16 protein-coding genes are annotated in these 16,784 nt (G+C 68.0%); 12 read left to right on the top strand and 4 right to left on the bottom strand.

Features of this window, described 5'->3' with window-relative positions:
- The first annotated feature begins 69 nt into the window (after positions 1 to 69).
- From ACWELJ_RS08145 to ACWELJ_RS08130, 4 genes are all read left to right on the top strand, one after another.
- A complete protein-coding gene (locus ACWELJ_RS08145; protein ID WP_452365465.1) occupies positions 70 to 468 on the top strand; it encodes an allophanate hydrolase-related protein in 399 nt (132 codons plus the stop codon).
- A gap of 622 nt (positions 469 to 1,090) precedes the next feature.
- On the top strand, positions 1,091 to 2,410 hold the full coding sequence (locus tag ACWELJ_RS08140) for a GH25 family lysozyme (RefSeq protein WP_452365464.1): 1,320 nt from the start codon (positions 1,091 to 1,093) through the stop codon (positions 2,408 to 2,410).
- 72 nt (positions 2,411 to 2,482) lie between these two features.
- On the top strand, positions 2,483 to 2,875 hold the full coding sequence (locus ACWELJ_RS08135) for a nitroreductase/quinone reductase family protein (RefSeq protein WP_452365463.1): 393 nt from the start codon (positions 2,483 to 2,485) through the stop codon (positions 2,873 to 2,875).
- Positions 2,876 to 2,978: 103 nt separating this feature from the next.
- Entirely contained in the window at positions 2,979 to 4,238 is a 1,260-nt protein-coding gene (locus ACWELJ_RS08130; RefSeq protein WP_452365462.1) for a lipase family protein, read from the top strand.
- Between the two features lie 155 nt (positions 4,239 to 4,393).
- Here the strand turns inward: ACWELJ_RS08130 and ACWELJ_RS08125 are convergent, their stop codons facing one another.
- Both ACWELJ_RS08125 and ACWELJ_RS08120 read right to left on the bottom strand, forming a co-directional pair.
- The gene (locus ACWELJ_RS08125; RefSeq protein WP_452365461.1) at positions 4,394 to 5,083 is read right to left on the bottom strand and encodes a TetR/AcrR family transcriptional regulator; all 690 of its coding nucleotides are present in this window, start codon (positions 5,081 to 5,083) and stop codon (positions 4,394 to 4,396) included.
- Positions 5,084 to 5,208: 125 nt separating this feature from the next.
- Entirely contained in the window at positions 5,209 to 6,432 is a 1,224-nt protein-coding gene (locus tag ACWELJ_RS08120; RefSeq protein WP_452365460.1) for an oxygenase MpaB family protein, read from the bottom strand.
- Positions 6,433 to 6,733: 301 nt separating this feature from the next.
- Here ACWELJ_RS08120 and ACWELJ_RS08115 point away from each other — a divergent pair, with 301 nt between their 5' ends.
- The 4 genes from ACWELJ_RS08115 to ACWELJ_RS08100 all read left to right on the top strand — a co-directional run bounded on the left by ACWELJ_RS08115 (position 6,734) and on the right by ACWELJ_RS08100 (position 8,929).
- Positions 6,734 to 7,120 carry a hypothetical protein gene (locus ACWELJ_RS08115; RefSeq protein WP_452365459.1) on the top strand — a complete coding sequence of 129 codons (387 nt, stop codon included), beginning with the start codon at positions 6,734 to 6,736 and terminating at the stop codon, positions 7,118 to 7,120.
- 69 nt (positions 7,121 to 7,189) lie between these two features.
- Positions 7,190 to 7,792 carry an Rv1733c family protein gene (locus ACWELJ_RS08110; RefSeq protein WP_452365458.1) on the top strand — a complete coding sequence of 201 codons (603 nt, stop codon included), beginning with the start codon at positions 7,190 to 7,192 and terminating at the stop codon, positions 7,790 to 7,792.
- A 297-nt stretch (positions 7,793 to 8,089) separates the two neighbouring features.
- Positions 8,090 to 8,338, top strand: a complete 249-nt coding sequence (locus ACWELJ_RS08105; protein WP_452365457.1) for a three-helix bundle dimerization domain-containing protein — start codon at positions 8,090 to 8,092, stop codon at positions 8,336 to 8,338.
- 78 nt (positions 8,339 to 8,416) lie between these two features.
- Positions 8,417 to 8,929: a hypothetical protein gene (locus tag ACWELJ_RS08100; protein ID WP_452365456.1), complete on the top strand. Its 513-nt coding sequence runs from the start codon at positions 8,417 to 8,419 to the stop codon at positions 8,927 to 8,929.
- Here ACWELJ_RS08100 and ACWELJ_RS08095 read toward each other — a convergent pair.
- Complete coding sequence (locus ACWELJ_RS08095; RefSeq protein ID WP_452365455.1) at positions 8,910 to 10,214, bottom strand: family 1 glycosylhydrolase; 1,305 nt, start codon at positions 10,212 to 10,214, stop codon at positions 8,910 to 8,912. The two genes, ACWELJ_RS08100 and ACWELJ_RS08095, sit on opposite strands and share 20 nt — an antisense overlap.
- 114 nt (positions 10,215 to 10,328) lie before the next feature.
- Between ACWELJ_RS08095 and ACWELJ_RS08090 the strand changes: the two genes are divergently transcribed.
- The 4 genes from ACWELJ_RS08090 to ACWELJ_RS08075 all read left to right on the top strand — a co-directional run bounded on the left by ACWELJ_RS08090 (position 10,329) and on the right by ACWELJ_RS08075 (position 14,894).
- Entirely contained in the window at positions 10,329 to 10,694 is a 366-nt protein-coding gene (locus ACWELJ_RS08090; protein ID WP_452365454.1) for a BlaI/MecI/CopY family transcriptional regulator, read from the top strand.
- A complete protein-coding gene (locus ACWELJ_RS08085) occupies positions 10,691 to 11,638 on the top strand; it encodes a M56 family metallopeptidase (protein WP_452365453.1) in 948 nt (315 codons plus the stop codon). Before ACWELJ_RS08090 ends, ACWELJ_RS08085 begins: the two co-directional genes overlap by 4 nt.
- A 43-nt stretch (positions 11,639 to 11,681) precedes the next feature.
- The gene (locus ACWELJ_RS08080; RefSeq protein WP_452365452.1) at positions 11,682 to 13,613 is read left to right on the top strand and encodes a peptidase; all 1,932 of its coding nucleotides are present in this window, start codon (positions 11,682 to 11,684) and stop codon (positions 13,611 to 13,613) included.
- A 192-nt stretch (positions 13,614 to 13,805) separates the two neighbouring features.
- The gene (locus ACWELJ_RS08075; RefSeq protein ID WP_452365451.1) at positions 13,806 to 14,894 is read left to right on the top strand and encodes an AI-2E family transporter; all 1,089 of its coding nucleotides are present in this window, start codon (positions 13,806 to 13,808) and stop codon (positions 14,892 to 14,894) included.
- A gap of 13 nt (positions 14,895 to 14,907) precedes the next feature.
- On the opposite strand, the gene ACWELJ_RS08070 is transcribed toward ACWELJ_RS08075, so the two are convergent.
- Positions 14,908 to 16,596, bottom strand: coding sequence for a hypothetical protein (locus ACWELJ_RS08070; RefSeq protein ID WP_452365450.1), 1,689 nt, complete (start codon positions 16,594 to 16,596; stop codon positions 14,908 to 14,910).
- Positions 16,597 to 16,784: the final 188 nt, after the last annotated feature.

Here is a 16,784-nt window from a genome sequence, read left to right as displayed (position 1 = left end):
AACGCGGTCGTGACAACCAGTTGCGATCGTGTTTCCGACCACGCACCGCGTCGAAAGGGGCTACCGCGCATGACAAACCGGCGCACGATCGTTCTCGCCGTCAACGGCACACTGATGCGCGGGCTGGAGCTCAACGCCAATATGCGCAGTGCCGGTGCGGTTTTCGTGCGCGAAGCGCGCACCGCGGCGTGCTACCGCCTGTGGACCATCGAGGACCGGCACCCCGCGATGCTGCGCGACGCCGACGGTGCGGCGATCGAGCTGGAACTGTGGGAGGTTCCGGTCGCCGGTCTGGCCGGAATCCTGCTCGACGAGCCGTCCGGACTCTGCGTCGGAAAGGTGCGGCTCGACGACAACAGCGAGGTCCTCGGTGTGCTCGGCGAACCCGCATTGGTCGAGAACGCCCGTGAGATCACCGAATTCGGAGGCTGGCGCCGCTATCTGGCAGCCCTACGGCCGGGCGAGTAGCGCCCGAGCCGCTCCAACCCGTGATTCGCGGCATATCGCAATGGCTTTGGACTGGTTGGCGTCGACTGATGACATCTTTCGGCGCGCCAAACCGGCAACACCCTCGCCCCATCTCGTCGCGTACGTGGTTCTGGTCGATCCGGGCGAGTTCGACGGTGCTCGGTGGTGGGACCTCGCGCCCGGCGGGCTACCCGCGACCGACCGCACCTGCCGCGGTTCATCCGCAAGCTCGACACCGTGCTGGGGCGGCGGGACCCGCGGTGAGTGCGCCGGCGGGGTATCACGGGTGGCAGCCGCTGCCGTTCGCTGACGCGGTCCGGATCGACGCCTCGTGGGGAGTCGAGGCGATCGTGGACCGGATCGATCAGGACATCAGGTGCAGGTAGCCGACTACTTGCTCTGACGCCAGCGTGTCCGGTGGTGGGTCGGTGCGGCGGTGGCTTGCCGGGCGGGTGCCGGCGGATTCGGGACGGTGGGGGCGAAACTCACGTAGTAGAACACTCGTTACGGCGGCGAATCCCGGTGCGATTCTTTGATTCTCACAGCACATCGGCTTGCGTGAGCGGCGGGAATCGTCTCGATTCCCGCGGTCTTTCACACCATCCGTACCGAGGAGAGAGTCATGGCCATTCAACAGTTTCCGGGCGTCGTGCTCGGCCCCCTGGGGCGGAGGATGGTGAAGTTTCTCGAGAACTATCCGAGAGCCGATGAGCTGCGGATCACCAGTGGCATGGACGGGGATCACGGGCTCCAGTCGCACCATTACGGGTTGTTCTACGACGGGTCGCCCACGGCGGCCATCGATATCGGATGCGACCTGGATGACGTCAAGATGCGGGACTTCGCCAAATGGCTGTACGACAGGTACTGGAATTACACCGTCGAACTCATCCATTCCACGCCGTTCGCCGACGATGACGGGTTCTACGTCAAGAACCAGCGTCAATATCCCGGCGGCGGGCCGTACGGCGGGCCGGCCGCCATCGGCCATTACGACCACATTCATTGGGCGACCTCGGCCGACCTGATGACGCAGCTGGAACAGATCGCGGGCGGGTCCGCGCCGGACCGAGTACACCCCGAGATCACCGGAACTCCCGCCACCGCGGTCACCACCACCGTCGCCAACACGGCGCCGGTCTGGGGTTGGGACGCCTCCGACTACGACTTCGGCCGCGGGCCCATGAATATGGTCGCCGCGCAGAACGACGGAATCTCGTTCTTCATCTACAAGGTGAGTGAAGGCAGCGACTGGAAATCGCAGCACTATCAGACGGTCCTCGAACGGGCTCGCGACGCGGGCATCCCGGTGCTCGGCAGCTACCACTTCCTGTGGCCCGGAGACATCGAGGAGCAGGTCGACTTCTGGGTGAGCTGTGTCGACGAGCAGACGCCGTGGTGGAAGGACCGGCCGTGGATCTGGCAGGTCGACGCCGAACAGTCGACCAACGCGCCACGCCCGCCCAGCGCCGACGAGGTCCTGCGGGCGGTGGATCTCACCGGGCAGCGCCTCGCCGACCTGGGAGCCCCCGGCTATGTCATCGGATACACCCCGTTCTGGATGTACGGCGACACGCTCACCGGCGACTACGACATCTGGGCCAGCAACTACAACGGATCCGGCGCGCCCCGCCCGTTCAAGGAGCAGTACCAGGGCGTCGGCGACCACGCCGTGGGCTGGAACGTGATGTCGGGACGCAAACCCGCCATCCTGCAATTCGCCTCCGACGGTGTCGTCGGCAATCAACAGACCTGCTGCGTCGACAAATTCGACGGCGACCTCTACGGTCTCATCCGCAAATGCGGCCGCGAACCCCAACCGGCCGCCGGCACCACGGCGGTGATCGCGGCCGCACTGCCCCGGTCGGCCGCGCGGCGCCGGCCGGTCACCTCGCCCATCATGGTTCCGGGGACCGACCTGGCCCACGCCCCCACCGCGTAGCCCGGATCGCCACGGCGCACGGCAGTCCGCGGCCGCCGCCGCGGACTGCCTCGCCGGTGCTAGCGTCGGGGCATGGTGAACCGGCGCGACATACAACATGCTGTGGTGACGGGATTCCAACGGAGGGTGGGGAATCCGATTCTCGGGCGTTTGCCGATCCAGACGCTGCTGGAGACGACGGGGCGGGTCAGCGGGGAGCCACGGATCACGCCGATCGGCGGGCGACGCAGTGGCGGGGCGTTCTGGCTGGTGTCGGAGTTCGGGCGGCGATCTCAGTACATCCGCAATATCGAGGCCGACAATCGGGTTCGGCTGCGGATTCGCGGGCGGTGGTTCACCGGTACCGCGCACCTGCTGCCGGAGGATGATCCGGTGGCCCGGTTGCGGTCGCTGCCGCGGGCCAACAGCACGGCGGTCCGGGTCATGGGGACCGATCTGATGACTGTTCGCATCGATCTCGACTGATACCGGCGCCTGACCGGGCGGCTCCCCGGCGCCGGGCAATCCAGGCGCGACACACCGCTTCCGCACCGCTTGACCAGCCAATACACCGGATACTGTGGCTGCGATGCGGAAGACCATGAGGCGCCGCACGTCATGCGGCATTGTGCAGAAGACCGCCCGGCACGCCCTGTTCCTCGGCGCGCTCGTTCTCGCGTTCACCACCGCTCTCTCCTCCGCGGTGGCCGCGCCCGCGCCCGTGCCCGAAGCCGATCCGTTCTACAGCACGCCCGCCGACCTCGGCTCCCACAAGAATGGGGATCCGCTCGCCTGGCGCAGTGTGAAGCTGTTCGGGTTGTCGACGCCGCTGCCTGTCACGGTGTGGCAAATCCAGTACCTGACAACGGATTCCGAGAACAAGCCCACCGCGACCATCGCCACCGTCATCGAACCGACCGCGCCCTGGCGGGGCCCCGGTCCCCGGCCGCTGGTGGCGTTCGCCAGCGCCGAGGACGCCCTCACCACCGCGTGCGCGCCGTCGGCCACGCTGCGCGCGCCCATCAACATCAACAGCCAAACCACCTTGGATCTGCCGTTTCTGGTGGGGCCGCTGCTCTTCGGCTGGGCGCTGGTGATCCCCGACTACGAGGGCCCGCAGTCCCGATTCCTCGACGGCGTGATGTCCGGCCACGCCCTGCTCGACGGCATCCGGGCCGCGCGCCGCTTCCCCTCCACCGGACTCGCCAATAGCCCCACCGGGATCTGGGGATACTCCGGCGGCGCCTACGCCGCCCTGTGGGCGGGGCAACTACACGCCGATTACGCTCCGGAATTGCCGTTGACCGGCATCGCCGCGGGCGGCATCCCCGCCGATATCCCGGCCATCGCCCGCGCCGCCGACGGCGGACCGAAAGCGGCCCTGGCCCTGCTGATCACGGCCGCGCTGATCCGCAACGAGCCGAAGTCCAGGATCGAGTTCCTACTCAACAAGAGCAGCACCGCCATGCTCGCCGACGTCGGCAAACGCTGCGGAACCGGCTTGCTGCAGACCTATTCGGGCACACACGTCCGCGACTACTCCCTGGCGGCCGACCTCTTCGCACACCCGGCGGTCGTGGCCGCCGCGCAACGTCAGGAGCTGGGCGCCACCACCCCCGATGTCCCGCTGTACCTGTACCACAGCAACGCCGACGAAATGATCCCCGCCCCCGGCGTACACGCCCTCATCAACCGCTACTGCTCGATGGGATCGACTCTCACCCAACGCTTCTCGAACGTCCCCGGCCACAGCGGCGCGGCCATGACCGAGGCCATCGGCGCCGTGCGTTACCTCGGCGACCGTTTCGCCTCCGGCCCGCCCACGAGAGGTTGCGCCGCCGCGTCTTGATCCGACAACACCCCGTCATCAGTGTCCGAGATCGGCCAGAGGTCCTCGGGCACTCCACAACCACGAGGGTCGACATGAAGGCCGCGCCGGCGGCGAGCATGGCGGCATCGTACCGGGCGACCGGGCATCGCCGAGTTGGTCTGCCACTCGGTCTTTCAGGGCGGGTCGAGCATGGGAAGGAGGAATTGGCGGGCGATCTCCGCGAGTTGTTCGTCGTCGTCGAGGTCGACGACCTGACTCGGGATCGCCAGGAAGGACGCGCAGATGCGGACCATCAGTTCGGCCACGAGCTCGACCCGCAGGTCCGCGGAGATGGTGCCGGCCCGCTGCTCCTGCCGGAGCTGGCGGGCGACGAATTCCCGCACCATGGCCACCGCCCGGCCGCCGTCGCCGACCAGTGAACTCACGAAATAGTCGGGTTCCGCGGTGATGAGGGCGCCGATCAGCGGATTGCCGCGCAACGCGCGCAACGAGCTCACGAAGCCGACGACCACCCGCTCACCCACATCCGCGGCCGCGGCGATATCGACCAGGAAAGTGTCGAAATACCGGCGGAATTCACGGAGGATGACCCGTTCGACCAATTCCTCTTTGGTGCTGAAGCGCCGGTAGACGGTGATGCGCGAAACTCCCGCGGTACGCGCGACGTCCTCCATCGTCGACCGCTGCACACCCCAGCGCCGGAATTGCTCGTCGGCCGCGTCGAGGATGCGGGTGCGCATGCTGTCGGTGTCGTCGACCTGCTCGACCGCCTGCAGATACGCGCGTTCGATCAAGGACTGGCCGAGCGGGAGCTCATTCGCGCGCGGCGCGGGTTCCACGGCGTCCTCCTGATGGCGTTTCACGTCTCCACATCGTTGCCGATACAGCGATACGTTAGCTGTTTCCTTGGATCCGCGGGCCCGTGGGCGACGGCGAGCCGCGGCTCGCCGTCGCCGTCAGCGTGTGCCGCCCCGAATCGGCGGGCGAATCACCGGTTGGTCAGCGGGATTTCGATACTCAACGGCATCCGCAGTTCGGCCATGTACCAGAGCACGAACTGCCGCAGGAACTCGTCGAACATCCAGTAGGGAGCGTCGACCACCGGGGCCACCGACAGCACGCCTTCCCGCACCGCGACATACGGACCCCACGCGACCTCGAGCAGCGGACTCCACACCGGCTCTCGCGGAATGGCGAGCCAGTCGGCGACCTTGTCCCCCATGATGAATCGGGTGAACGCGCCCAGAATGCCGTGACTGAGCAGCGTCAGGTCCAGATCCGCGCCCAGGTTGAGCAGCTGATGGGCCAGATCCGTGCCTTCCGCGCTCGGGGCCAGAATCGGGTCGAGCTGCTGCGCGGCCTGTGCGTCGGCCTGCTCCCAGGTCGCCGGGATGTACTCGTCTCGGATCCCGAGCAGATGTGCGGCCAACTGCCAACTGTGCAGGTAGCCAGCTGATTCCGCGGCCGGGATGGGCAGCTTCCACGCGGTCAGGGTGCGCATGATGGTGGTGGCGAGGCTGTGCCAGGTGACCATCATGTCCTCCTGGCTGATCGGCGTGACATCGGACGGCCAGTGCGGCGACCGCGGCAGCAGATGCCGGACCGAGGCGTGGATGATCCGGGTCTTCACACAGGTGACGACCATTTCGCCGCCCTCGCCGTAGGCGTTGACCGTGCCGATGTCGTACCCGAACTTCGCGGTCTTGGCGATGCGCTCCTTCAGATGCGATCCGCCGCGCGAGTAGTACACCGCGCGCGCCTCGTGCGGAATGACCGTCGACATCATGCCGCTGGCGAACGCGTAGAGCACGCCCAGATAGGTCCCCCGCTTCTTGGTGAACTCGAACGAGCCGGCCAGCTTGCCCTGATCGGTCCAGGCGGGCAGCTGCCGCGCGTCCTCGATGAAGTCCGCCAACGACTTCGGCAGTCCGGCGGGCAGGGGTTGGTCGTTGTAGCTCCAGGTCGCCAGCAGCTGGTTGATCCGCGGTACGTCGGCGTGGTCGATGATGTCGGCCAGCACGGAGTCGGCGTCGGGGTCGTAGACGGTCATCGGGTCCGCGCCGCCGCCGACGCCGGCCACCGAATCGGCCGGCGACCACTTCCAGGGCTCCGCTCGCGCGGTGCGCGGCGTCAGCGCCATGGCGCCGACGACCCCCAGCAGGCCGCTTCCTGTCCTCAATGCGTCGCGCCTGCTCAGACGGTGTGCATCCATAGCCGTGAATCCTCTTCGATTGGCTCTGATACACAGACACAGTTCACGTATCTGTGTATCTTGATGAGACCACACCGTGACGGCAGTCACAACCGTCCGTCGCGGATTTCCGGAAGAAGGATCAGCAGATGAACCCGTACGTCGTCATCCAGAACCTGCTCAACCACCTCGATCTGGGGTCGGCGGGCAGCAGCGGGCCGGTCGCGTCGCCGCTCGATTTCCCCCGAGACTCACGCCCCTGATCACGGTAGATTGGTCAATACGCCTGAACATGTCATCTCTCCGACTGAGGAGGACCGCCATGATGGACAGTTCCGATTCAGGCTCCTACCCGTTCCGGGAACAGCGAACTCGCCGCCGCCGCACCAGGCGCTTCATCGTGCTGTGCGCGGGTGCGGTCGCGGCCACCTACCTGTTCTACAGCTGGCTGTTCGGCAGCATTCTGTGGGTTTTCACCGGACCCGACTCCATTTGGGTCCCCGGTAGCTACGGCGGCCTCGGCCAGCGCTTCGAAACGCATAAACTCGCCGAGGATTACGCCTACCAATGCGGAGAATCCGCCTCCCTCCCCTTCCCCGGCGTCTCCTATTGCCGGCAGGAGCCGGAGGAGGCCTCCTCGGTCATCGTCACCTGGTACAACGGCGACAAATACATCTTCGACAATCAGGACCCCTTGGGCAGCTTCTGAGCCCGCCGCGGCCCCGGACCGACTCCGGCGCGACCGTTTCGGGCGACTGCCACGGGGTAACGCGCCAACGTGCGCAAGCTCGTGCGGCGGATCGTCCGGACGGCTCCCTGGAGCCGGAACCGGCTGATGCGACGGTCCGATCGATTCCAGGCGGCGTGGCACATGCTCGCCGCTCTGCTGATCGCGGCGTGCGTCCCGTTCGCGATCATGTGCGGGATCAGGACGGCCGATACCGCCGCCGCCCGCATCCACGCCGCCGACGCGACCAAGACCTCGGTCACGGCCACCGTCATCTCCGAACCGATCCGTATCCCCCGTCCCGCGGGCCAGAGCGTGGCCCCGGGCGCACCGCAGGCCATGGTGCGGTGGGATACCAACGGCCACACCAATATCGCGCTCGTCGACGTTCCGGGAACCGCCGAGCGGGGCGACAAGGTGGTGCACTGGGTGGACGCCGCCGGACGTGACACCACCCCGCCCGGGTCCATCTCCGACGCCGTGGCCCAGGGCGTCAGCACCGGGGCCCTCATCGTGATCGCGACCGCCTGCGGCGCGACATTTCTCGCCTGGTGCGCCGACCGGTTCCTGGCCCGGCGGCACAGCGCCGACTGGGCCGGCGAATGGCGGAGAATCTCGCCCACCATCGGCCCCAACCACCCCGGGCGGCCCTAGGAACCGGCCGTTAACCAGCCTTTTTCTGACATTGCCGGGGGAATTCCGCATTCCGCGCGAAGTGTGCGTGAAAGTCACTGTTGCAGATGTACTTACATTTGCTCCTTTCACTGTGCCTAGTCGCTGACAACCAGTGCCAAATAGTCATTTGCGGAAGAAATGCTCGTTTGGGTGCCGTAACAATCGAGGAGCACGGTCCGGAGCCGCAGGGCTCCGGGCCGTTGTCCACTTCGCCGGTCACCCGCAGGGCGGTACGGGTGCCGGCATCGAACACCGCATTGAAGGAGGGCTCGAGGCATGACGCAATCCGACGAAGAGCAGCAGATCAGTGAACTCGTCGCGCGGTTGGCCGCTCGGTTTCCCGATTTGACGGTGCGGTTCATCGGCGAGGTCGTGCACGGGGTCCATCGCGATTTCGAGGGCCACCGTGTCCGCGAGTTCATTCCGCTTCTGGTGGAACGGATCTCCGAACGCCACCTACACCGGCGCATGGACTATTCCACGCCCGCAATGGATCTCGACGATCTGCTCCGCACCGGAGCCTGAGCACGCAGCCGCCTAGACTCCATCGCAGTGGGCGCCGGGCCTCGGTCCGGCGCCCGGCTCGAAGCGATGGGGGCGGTTATGGCAGTGGAATGGTTGGCGGTCGTCGGGACGCTGGGCGGGGCGGTCGTGGGCGCCGCGACCACGCTCGCCATCGATACGACGCGGGCGCGCCGCGAGAAGTCCCAGCGGTTCAGCGACACCAAGCGCGAGATCTACGTGCGGTACCTGACCACGCTCGTGCAGACCGATACCGCCATGCAGGCGCTGGGATTACATGAACCGACACCACTGGACCGGGAGGCCGTCACCGCGGCCTTCCGGTCCTACGCGTTGGTGGCCGTGGGATACGAGCTGGATCTGATCGCGGCCAGGGCGGTCCGCGAGGACGCCGCGGAGGCGTATCGGAAGCTGCGCGATATCCGCGAGGCGCTCGTCGAGACCAGCATGAGCGTCGGGCGAGGGCCTGCCGGTTCACCGGAATGGCATGCGGTGCACGAACCCTTCGTGAGGGCGCTCGATCGGCTGCGGCAGACCATGCGGCACGAGTTGAACGCCCACGACGGGGACTGGGTCAGCGACCCGGAACAGTGACGGGGTCGACGCAGCTGGAGGGAAGGTCCTGGATGGAGCACAGGGCCGGGGCCCGGCTGGGCACGTAGCCCGCGGGGACGCCGCCGGAGGTGGCGATGTCCCGGTACGCCGGGACCGCGGGAGTGGGGTGGCGGGACAGGCTGGGATCACCGGTGACGTCCACGGTGTAGAGGCCGAAACGCGGAGCGTAGCTGCCCCATTCGTAGTTGTCGGTGATGCTCCAGTAGTTGTAGCCGATGACGTTCATGCCGTCGGCCTTCGCGCGTTGCACCCAGTAGACGGTGTCGCGCAGATGGTCGGCGCGGGTCATGCCATCGGTGGTCGCCGATCCGCCGTAGGTGGGCATGCCGTTCTCGACGATGTAGAGGGGGCGGCCCGGGAACCGGTGGGCGTAGCGGCGCAGCGCGTAGTAGATGCCGTCCGGCTCCAGGATGAGGGGCGAGGGCTGATTGGTCAGCTGCGCGAGCACATTCGGCGGATGACTCAGTGATCCGCCGTAGTAGTAGTCGACGCCGATGTAGTCGACCTTGTCCGCGATCCGGTCGATGAACGAGGCGTCGGCCTGGTCCGCGCCGACGGCGGTGAAGGCGATATTGCTGGTGACCATCGCACCGCCCTGCCGGGCGTGGATGTGGTCGTAGATCGCGCGATGCGCCGCGATCAGCCGATCGATCATGGGCACGACATCGCCCGCGCCGAGATCGCCGATCTCCTGCTCCTTGCCGACGTAGGCGAGCGGCTCGTTGAAGGTGACCCACAGCGGATCGGCGCTCGCGTAACGGTCCACCACCGCACGGGCATTGGTCAGCCAGTCCTCGACCATCCCCGGATTGCGCCAGCCGCCGCGATCGACCGCCCACCCGGGGAACACCCAATGGTCGAGGGTGATCATCGGCCGCATTCCGGCCCCGCGAATCCGCGCGATCATGCTGTCGTAGAAGGAGAAATCCCATTCACCCGGATTCGGTTGCACGCGCGCCCATTCCACGCTCACGCGATAGACGCCCACACCCAAGTCGGCCGCGTTCTGAATATCCTCGCCGTACCGATGCAGGAAGTCGACGGAGTTCCCGTATCCCTCGGCGCGACCGGATCCGGCGAACCGGCTCCAATTGCTGTCCGGCGCAAAGCCTTCGCTCTGGAATCCGGAGCTGGACACACCCCAGAAGAAATTCCCGCCCACCGGCGGTAACCACGAATCGGCGGTGGCCTTTCCGGGTGTGACGACCACTCCCCAGGCCGCCAGCATGATACAGACGAGCGTGAACAGCGCACGTTGCCTCATCGCATCGAGAGTACCTGTCGGAGAGCCGCTTCCGTGGCGTTCCGATAGAGGATGGGTATCACCCCTCGGGAAACTATCGCGAATAGTAGATTGGCGGGCGAACCGAGGAGGGTGATGAAAGGACTGGGTGCGCTCGAGAGCCGGGTGATGGCGGTGCTGTGGGACAGTCCCGAGGCGCTGACGGTTCACGACGTGGTCGATCGGCTCAGTGACGACCAGCGGGTTCCCGCGTACACCACGGTCTTGACGGTCTTGACCCACCTGTGGGAAAAGCAGTGGCTGCGGCGCGAGAAGGTCGGACGCTCCTACCGCTATCGGCCCAGCCGCACGCGCGCCGAGGCGACCACCGACCTGCTGCGCGAGATCCTCGACGCCAGCCCGGACGCGCCCGCGGTGCTCCTGCATCTGGCCCGCACCGCGAGCGCCCGCGAGGTCGAGGCGCTGCGGCGGGGCCTGTCCGACGACGAGCGCCCCCGGTGATCCTGATCGCGGCCCTGCTGGTGGCCGCCGTCGCGGTCGCGGTGGCCACGCCGGCGGCGTTGTCCCGCATCGATTTCGGCGCCGCCCCCGCGATCGGGATGGCGGCCTGGCTGGGCGCGTTCGCCGCCGCCCTCGGGTACCTGGCACTGGCGTTGATCGCGCTGGCGTGGCCGGGCTATCCGCCGGGCGAGTCCTTCGCGGGCAGTGCGCTGGCGTGCCTGGGCGCGCTGGAGCCGATCGTCGTCACCTGGACGGCGGGGCTGGTCGCCCCGGTGACCGCCATCGGTTTCACCGCCCCCACCGGTCAGCTGGCCCGGATCGCCATCGGGCATCGGGGACGCGGTGCGGCCCTGCGCCGCAAGCACAATGAGCTGGTCGAGGTGCTGGGCCGCACCGATACCGCGCACGCGGACCTGGTGTGGCTCGACCATCCGGCGCCGCTGGCCTACAGCGTCGCGGGCCGCGGCGGCTATGTCGTGGTCACCGACGGTCTCGCGCGGTGCCTGACCCAGGCGCAGTGGCGGGCGGTGCTGGCCCACGAGCACGCGCATCTGCGCGGACGCCATCATCAGATCCTCGGCGTCTGCCAGGTTTTCGCGCGCGCGTTCCCGTGGATCCCGCTGTTCGCCGCCGCACCGGCGGCCATGACCACGCTGATCGAACTCGCCGCCGATCGGGCGGCCGCGGCCGAGTCCGGCCCGCAGGCCCTCGCGGCCGCGTTGCGGACGGTCGCCTCCCGCACCACGACCACCACTTCGGCGCTGGGCCTGGTCGACGAGTCGCTGGCACTGCGACTGGAATGCCTGTCCGCCCCACCGGAATCCCGCGCCGCCGCTCGCCGCCGGGCGCTGCTCGGGGTGATCGGGACGATGCTGCTGCCTCCCGCGGCGTCGATCCTGGCCATCGGGCTGAGCGCCGCGGTCGTCGCCATGATCATGATCTGAGATTCCCCCACGAAAAACTATGCTGCATAGTATTTTCGTCGGCGTGAAGTACCTATCAGCCCTCGCCACCGTCCTGCTGGCCGCGGGAATGCTCGGCCCCGGCACCGGATTCGCGATCGCTGACCCCACCCCCGACCCATCGCAGACCCGCTATTCACTGGCCGGCGGCTGCTACCGCATCGACACCCCGGCCGGACCATTGGCGCAGGCCGCGGGCCCGTTCCGGATGCACGCGACCACGCTCGGCGAGTATCTGCTGTACGGCCGGACCGAGGAGGTCGTGGACGCCTCGGCGGGCTCGATCCACCCCGCGAAGAATCCGTCGGTCACCGCGGTCTGGAAGGTGGACGGTTCCGGCACAACCGGATTCACGCTCTCGAACGCCGCGACCAAGACCAGCACCCCGGCCACGTTCGTCCCCGACACCGGCTGCGCGGACTTCCCCGAAGCCCGCGACGGCGCCACCGGGACCCCCGGCCCGAGTGTCGGCGCGGACGGCTCGATCATCGGCACCATCGACGCGCACGTGCACGTCTCCGCCTACGAATTCCTGGGCGGCGACTTCCATTGCGGCCGCCCGTGGCATCCCTACGGGGTGACCTACGCGCTGCCCGACTGCGCCTCCGATCGCACCGGATCCAACGGCCTGGTCGCCGATTTCCTCGACTACGGCGGCTCCCGCAGGTCCGATACGGCCGGCTGGCCCACCTTCCGGGACTGGCCCGAGCCCGCCAAGCTCAGCACCGAGGGCACCTACTGGACCAGCATCCAGCGCAGCTGGAAGGCGGGCCTGCGGGTGATGACCGTGGACCTGGTCGACAACGAGTCGCTGTGCGCGATCATGACCGAACGCCGGAACCCGTGCGACGACATGACTTCGGTGCGCACCCAGGCCGCGGACATGCGCGCGCTGCAGGATTACATCGACGCCCAGGCGGGCGGACCCGGTCAGGGCTTCTTCCGCATCGTCACCGATCCCGCGCAGGCGCGTCAGGTGGCGGCGGCGGGCAAGCTCGCGGTGATCCTCGGCATGGAATTGTCCGACCCGATGGGCTGCGGCGTCTTCCTCGGCCAACCCAAGTGCGGCACCGCCGATGTCGATCGCTGGCTGGGCGAGCTGCGGGCGCTCGGCGTCAGCAGCTTCTTCCCGGTCCACAAGTTCGACAACGCCTTCGGCGGCACCAAGATGGACAGCAACACCACCGGCCTGCTGGTCAATGCCGGAAACTTCCTGCAGACCGGCACCTTCTGGAATGTGCAGCCCTGCACCGGCCCCGGGCACGACAGTCCACAGCCGTCGGTGCCGATCGCCGGTGACGTCAACCAGCTCCTGGCCAAGCTCACCGGCCCCCTGCTCGGCGGGGCTCCCCTGCCGCTGTATCCGGCCGGAACGCAGTGCAACGCACGCGGACTGACCGAGCTGGGCCGATACCTGATCGACAAGATGATCGACCAGGGCTTCCTCATCGAGGTCGATCACCTGAGCGAGGCCACCGCCGACGAGGTCATGTCGATCATCGAGGCGCGGCACTACCCGGGCGTGCTGTCCTCGCACGGCTGGGATTCCGAGCGCACCACCCAACGCGTCTACGCCGCAGGCGGATTCGTGACTCCGTACGCGGGCGGGCCCGTGGGTTTCGTCAAGGCCTGGCAGCAGGCCCGGGCGATGCGGCGGCCCACCGGGGATTTCGGGTTCGGTTTCGGCTCGGACATGAACGGGCTCGGCGGCCAGGGCGCACCGCTGGGCGCGGAGGTGGTCCGGTACCCGTTCACCTCGCACGACGGTGCGGTGACCTTCGATCGGGAACGCTGGGGCGAGCGGGTTTTCGACATCAACGCCGACGGCACCGCCACCTACGGCACCTACGCGGACTGGCTCGAGGCGGTCCGGGTGCTCGGCGGACCGGAGATCATGACCGACGTCTTCCATGGCGCGGAGGTCTATCTGCGGCTGTGGTCACAGGTCAGGCCGTAGATCCGATTTCCCCAGCAACACGCGGCGGCGCGGCCGGGTCGGCGAGGCGGGTCGCCGCTAGGTTGGCGGTGTGCCGCTGAGAAATCCCCGAAATCGCCCGCCGGAGACGACGAGACCAACGCCCAGAACTCCGACGTCAACGCCCTGGACACCGAGGACGCCGGCGTCCGGCCCGACGCCCTGGTGGCCTCGGTGATCCCCGCCTGGCTGCCGCGCGCCTACCTGCTGGCGGCGGCCACGGTCGCGGGCATCGTGGTGACCTTCTGGGCGCTGACCCGGCTGCAGGGGCTGCTGACCGTGCTGGTGGTGTCGCTGTTCCTGGCCTTCGCCATCGAGCCCGCGGTGAACTGGCTGGCCGCGCGCGGCTGGAAACGCGGGGCGGCGACCGGGGCGGTGTTCGCGATCGTGACCGTGGTGCTGGTCGGATTCGTCTGGACCATGGGCGAATTGGTGGTCGGGCAGGTGTCGTCGCTGATCAAGAACCTGCCGCACGATATCCAGAGCGTGGTCACCTGGATCAACGACACCTTCCACACCGACCTCTCGGTCGCCGACATCACCGACCGCACCTCGGAGATCAGCGCCAAGCTCCAGACCTGGGCGCTGGATCTCGCCGACGATGTGTGGGGCATCGGCACCACCGCCCTCGGGGTGCTCTTCCAAGGTCTGGGCGTGCTGCTGTTCACCTTCTACTTCGCCGCCGACGGCCCGCGCTTCCGCAACGCGGTCTGCTCCCTGCTCCCGCCGCAGCGCCAGCGGCACGTGTTGCGCGCCTGGGACATCGCCGTCGAGAAGACCGGCGGCTACCTGTACTCCCGAGCCCTGCTCGCGGCCTGCTCGGCCCTGGCCCACTACGCCGCCATGCGCGTGCTCGGCATCCCGTCCGCCTTCGCCCTGGCGCTGTGGGTGGGAGTCGTGTCGCAGTTCATCCCCACCGTCGGCACCTACCTCGCGGGCGCGCTCCCGGTCCTGGTGGCCCTCGCGCACGAACCGCGCACGGCGCTGTGGATCCTCGGATTCATCGTCGTCTACCAGCAATTCGAGAACTACGTGCTGCAGCCCCGCATCACCGCCACCACCCTCGACATGCACCCCGCGGTCGCATTCGGCGCGGTCCTGGCGGGCGCGGCCCTGTTCGGCGCGACCGGCGCGCTGCTGGCGATCCCGGTGACGGCCACCGCGCAGGCCTTCCTGTCCGCCTATGTCCGCCGCTACGACGTGGAGGCTCCGGAAACGCCCGCGCGGCCGGCGCATTCGCACCGGGAGCACCCGGCGGAGTGAGCCGGGCACCGCGTCACTCCATGCGCGGCAGCGCCAGATCGACGGAGTGATCGGTGTGCAGGGTGAACGCGGAGGTGTCGGCGGAGGCGACGATATTGCGCAGCCGCCCGGACCCGATGAGATGTTCCACCAGCTCGCGCAAGCGACTCGAGCGGCCCGGCAGGGCATCCCACTCGTCCTGCGAGATGGTGAGGATGCCGTGGTAGTCGCGCGGCGTCTGGGAGAGGCCGTCGGGCTGCCACCCCAGGCGCACGGTGTTCGCGAGCAGGGCATCGATATCGGCGCACGCGCCGTCGGCCGCGCACAGCCGGAATCCGACCCGATCCGCCGCGTAGTCGAAGTCGCGAGTACCGATGGTCCAACCCTGCGGGTCCCGGTAGCCGAAATGCACGCCGGTCGGCGGCGCCAGGGTCCGGGCCGAGGTGTCACCGGCGGGGTTCTCGAGCGGATCGCCGAGCAGCGGGCGGTCGGTCGGTGTGAACGACCAGTCCGCTCCGGGATCGATCGGCTTGTGCCAGAATCCGGTCCGGTCCTCGTCGCGGCCCTCCACCCGCAATTCGCGATCGGCGGATCGGCCGCCGGTCTGATGGATGCTGATGGCCGAGGTGATCTCGCCGGGCACTTTCGGCTGCCGGACCCAATCCGGCGCGGGCAGCTGGATATTGGCGTAGTCGCCGACCACCGGCCGGAAATCCGGAAACCGCGAGAACTCGTGATTGAAATTGTTGGGCGCGGATTCGTAGGCGGACTGATCCTCGTAGGAATAGGAGAAGAAGATCGTGTCCGCGCCCGACATGTCGAAATCCCACAACCGCGTGAACATGTCGCCGAATTCATTGATCACGAACGTGGTCGACCCGGCCGCACTCAGGTTGACGGCTTGGAAGCGGCCGTTCAACGGGCCGGGCATCTCGAAGCTGTAGTCGTCGGCGAACACCTCCTCCCGCGGTCGCAGCGGATCGCCGGACGGCAGCCACGGGTCGAGGATGTGGATGCGATTCCCCTCCGGTGACAGCACGAACACCGTGGTCACGCCCGCGCCCCCGACCGGCACGTCCTTGCCCGCGGTATCGGTCCAGAAGCCGTCCATCCGGAACGGCAGCACCTCCAGATACCGCGGATCCAGCCACGACAGACTCCACGCGCGCGACTGCGCCCGCACCCGCGAACCCGCCGGGTTCAGCCAGATGGGCGCACCGAACCGGCCTGTCCACCACCAGATCTCCGGGGTCTGATCGGCCGATTCGAGGGTGTACAACCGGCCGTCCGGCCCGGTCGCCGACAGCCGCCCGCCATCCACGGAGATACCGGAGATCTGTCCGCGCAGGCAGTTGGGCACCGGCGGGACCCGCCACCCGGACTCCCCCGCGACCGCCTTGATGTACAGGTTCCCGTCCAGCACCGCGTATTGCCAGACCTCGTTGAATCCCATCCGGGAGGTGCGCAGGTCGACCCGCTCGGGTAGGCGCGCGACCACGTCGGGGGGCGCCGGGAACATGGTGAACAGGCCGATGCCGACATTCGGGTAGTGCAGCGGCACCGGCCACGCGCCGGCGCGGCCCGGTAGCGCGAGCGCGGCGCAACTGATCACCGGCGGCAGGATCCCGATCGGCAGATACTCGTCCGCGACCGCCGGAGCCGCCGCGGGAATCGACAGCGCCGTCACGGAAATCGCGACCGCACGCGACCACCATTTCGCCATCAGCGAATTCAATCCTTCCGAATGCGATGCGGCCGCGCGTAGCGGGCTGCGCGGCAGTGATTTCGGCGCCGGATTCGGGCCCGCCGATTCGATCGGAATGTGCCCTCCGATTCGATCGGAGTGTATTGATATCGGGCCGGACGGCCGCGCTCGACACGCCACCGATGCGAGCTCCGGTATTCCACCCG

The organism is Nocardia sp. NPDC004582 (assembly GCF_053602115.1).
This window is presented reverse-complemented; position numbering and strand designations above follow the sequence as displayed.

Bases quoted from the DNA above. Each gene is read 5' to 3' on its own strand.
- ACWELJ_RS08120 (WP_452365460.1), bottom strand. From the start codon at position 6,432: ATGGATGCACACCGTCTGAGCAGGCGCGACGCATTGAGGACAGGAAGC.
- ACWELJ_RS08130 (WP_452365462.1), top strand. From the start codon at position 2,979: ATGCGGAAGACCATGAGGCGCCGCACGTCATGCGGCATTGTGCAGAAG.
- ACWELJ_RS08115 (WP_452365459.1), top strand. From the start codon at position 6,734: ATGATGGACAGTTCCGATTCAGGCTCCTACCCGTTCCGGGAACAGCGA.
- ACWELJ_RS08105 (WP_452365457.1), top strand. From the start codon at position 8,090: ATGACGCAATCCGACGAAGAGCAGCAGATCAGTGAACTCGTCGCGCGG.
- ACWELJ_RS08140 (WP_452365464.1), top strand. From the start codon at position 1,091: ATGGCCATTCAACAGTTTCCGGGCGTCGTGCTCGGCCCCCTGGGGCGG.
- ACWELJ_RS08090 (WP_452365454.1), top strand. From the start codon at position 10,329: ATGAAAGGACTGGGTGCGCTCGAGAGCCGGGTGATGGCGGTGCTGTGG.
- ACWELJ_RS08070 (WP_452365450.1), bottom strand. From the start codon at position 16,596: ATGGCGAAATGGTGGTCGCGTGCGGTCGCGATTTCCGTGACGGCGCTG.
- ACWELJ_RS08135 (WP_452365463.1), top strand. From the start codon at position 2,483: ATGGTGAACCGGCGCGACATACAACATGCTGTGGTGACGGGATTCCAA.
- ACWELJ_RS08145 (WP_452365465.1), top strand. From the start codon at position 70: ATGACAAACCGGCGCACGATCGTTCTCGCCGTCAACGGCACACTGATG.
- ACWELJ_RS08095 (WP_452365455.1), bottom strand. From the start codon at position 10,214: ATGAGGCAACGTGCGCTGTTCACGCTCGTCTGTATCATGCTGGCGGCC.
- ACWELJ_RS08100 (WP_452365456.1), top strand. From the start codon at position 8,417: ATGGCAGTGGAATGGTTGGCGGTCGTCGGGACGCTGGGCGGGGCGGTC.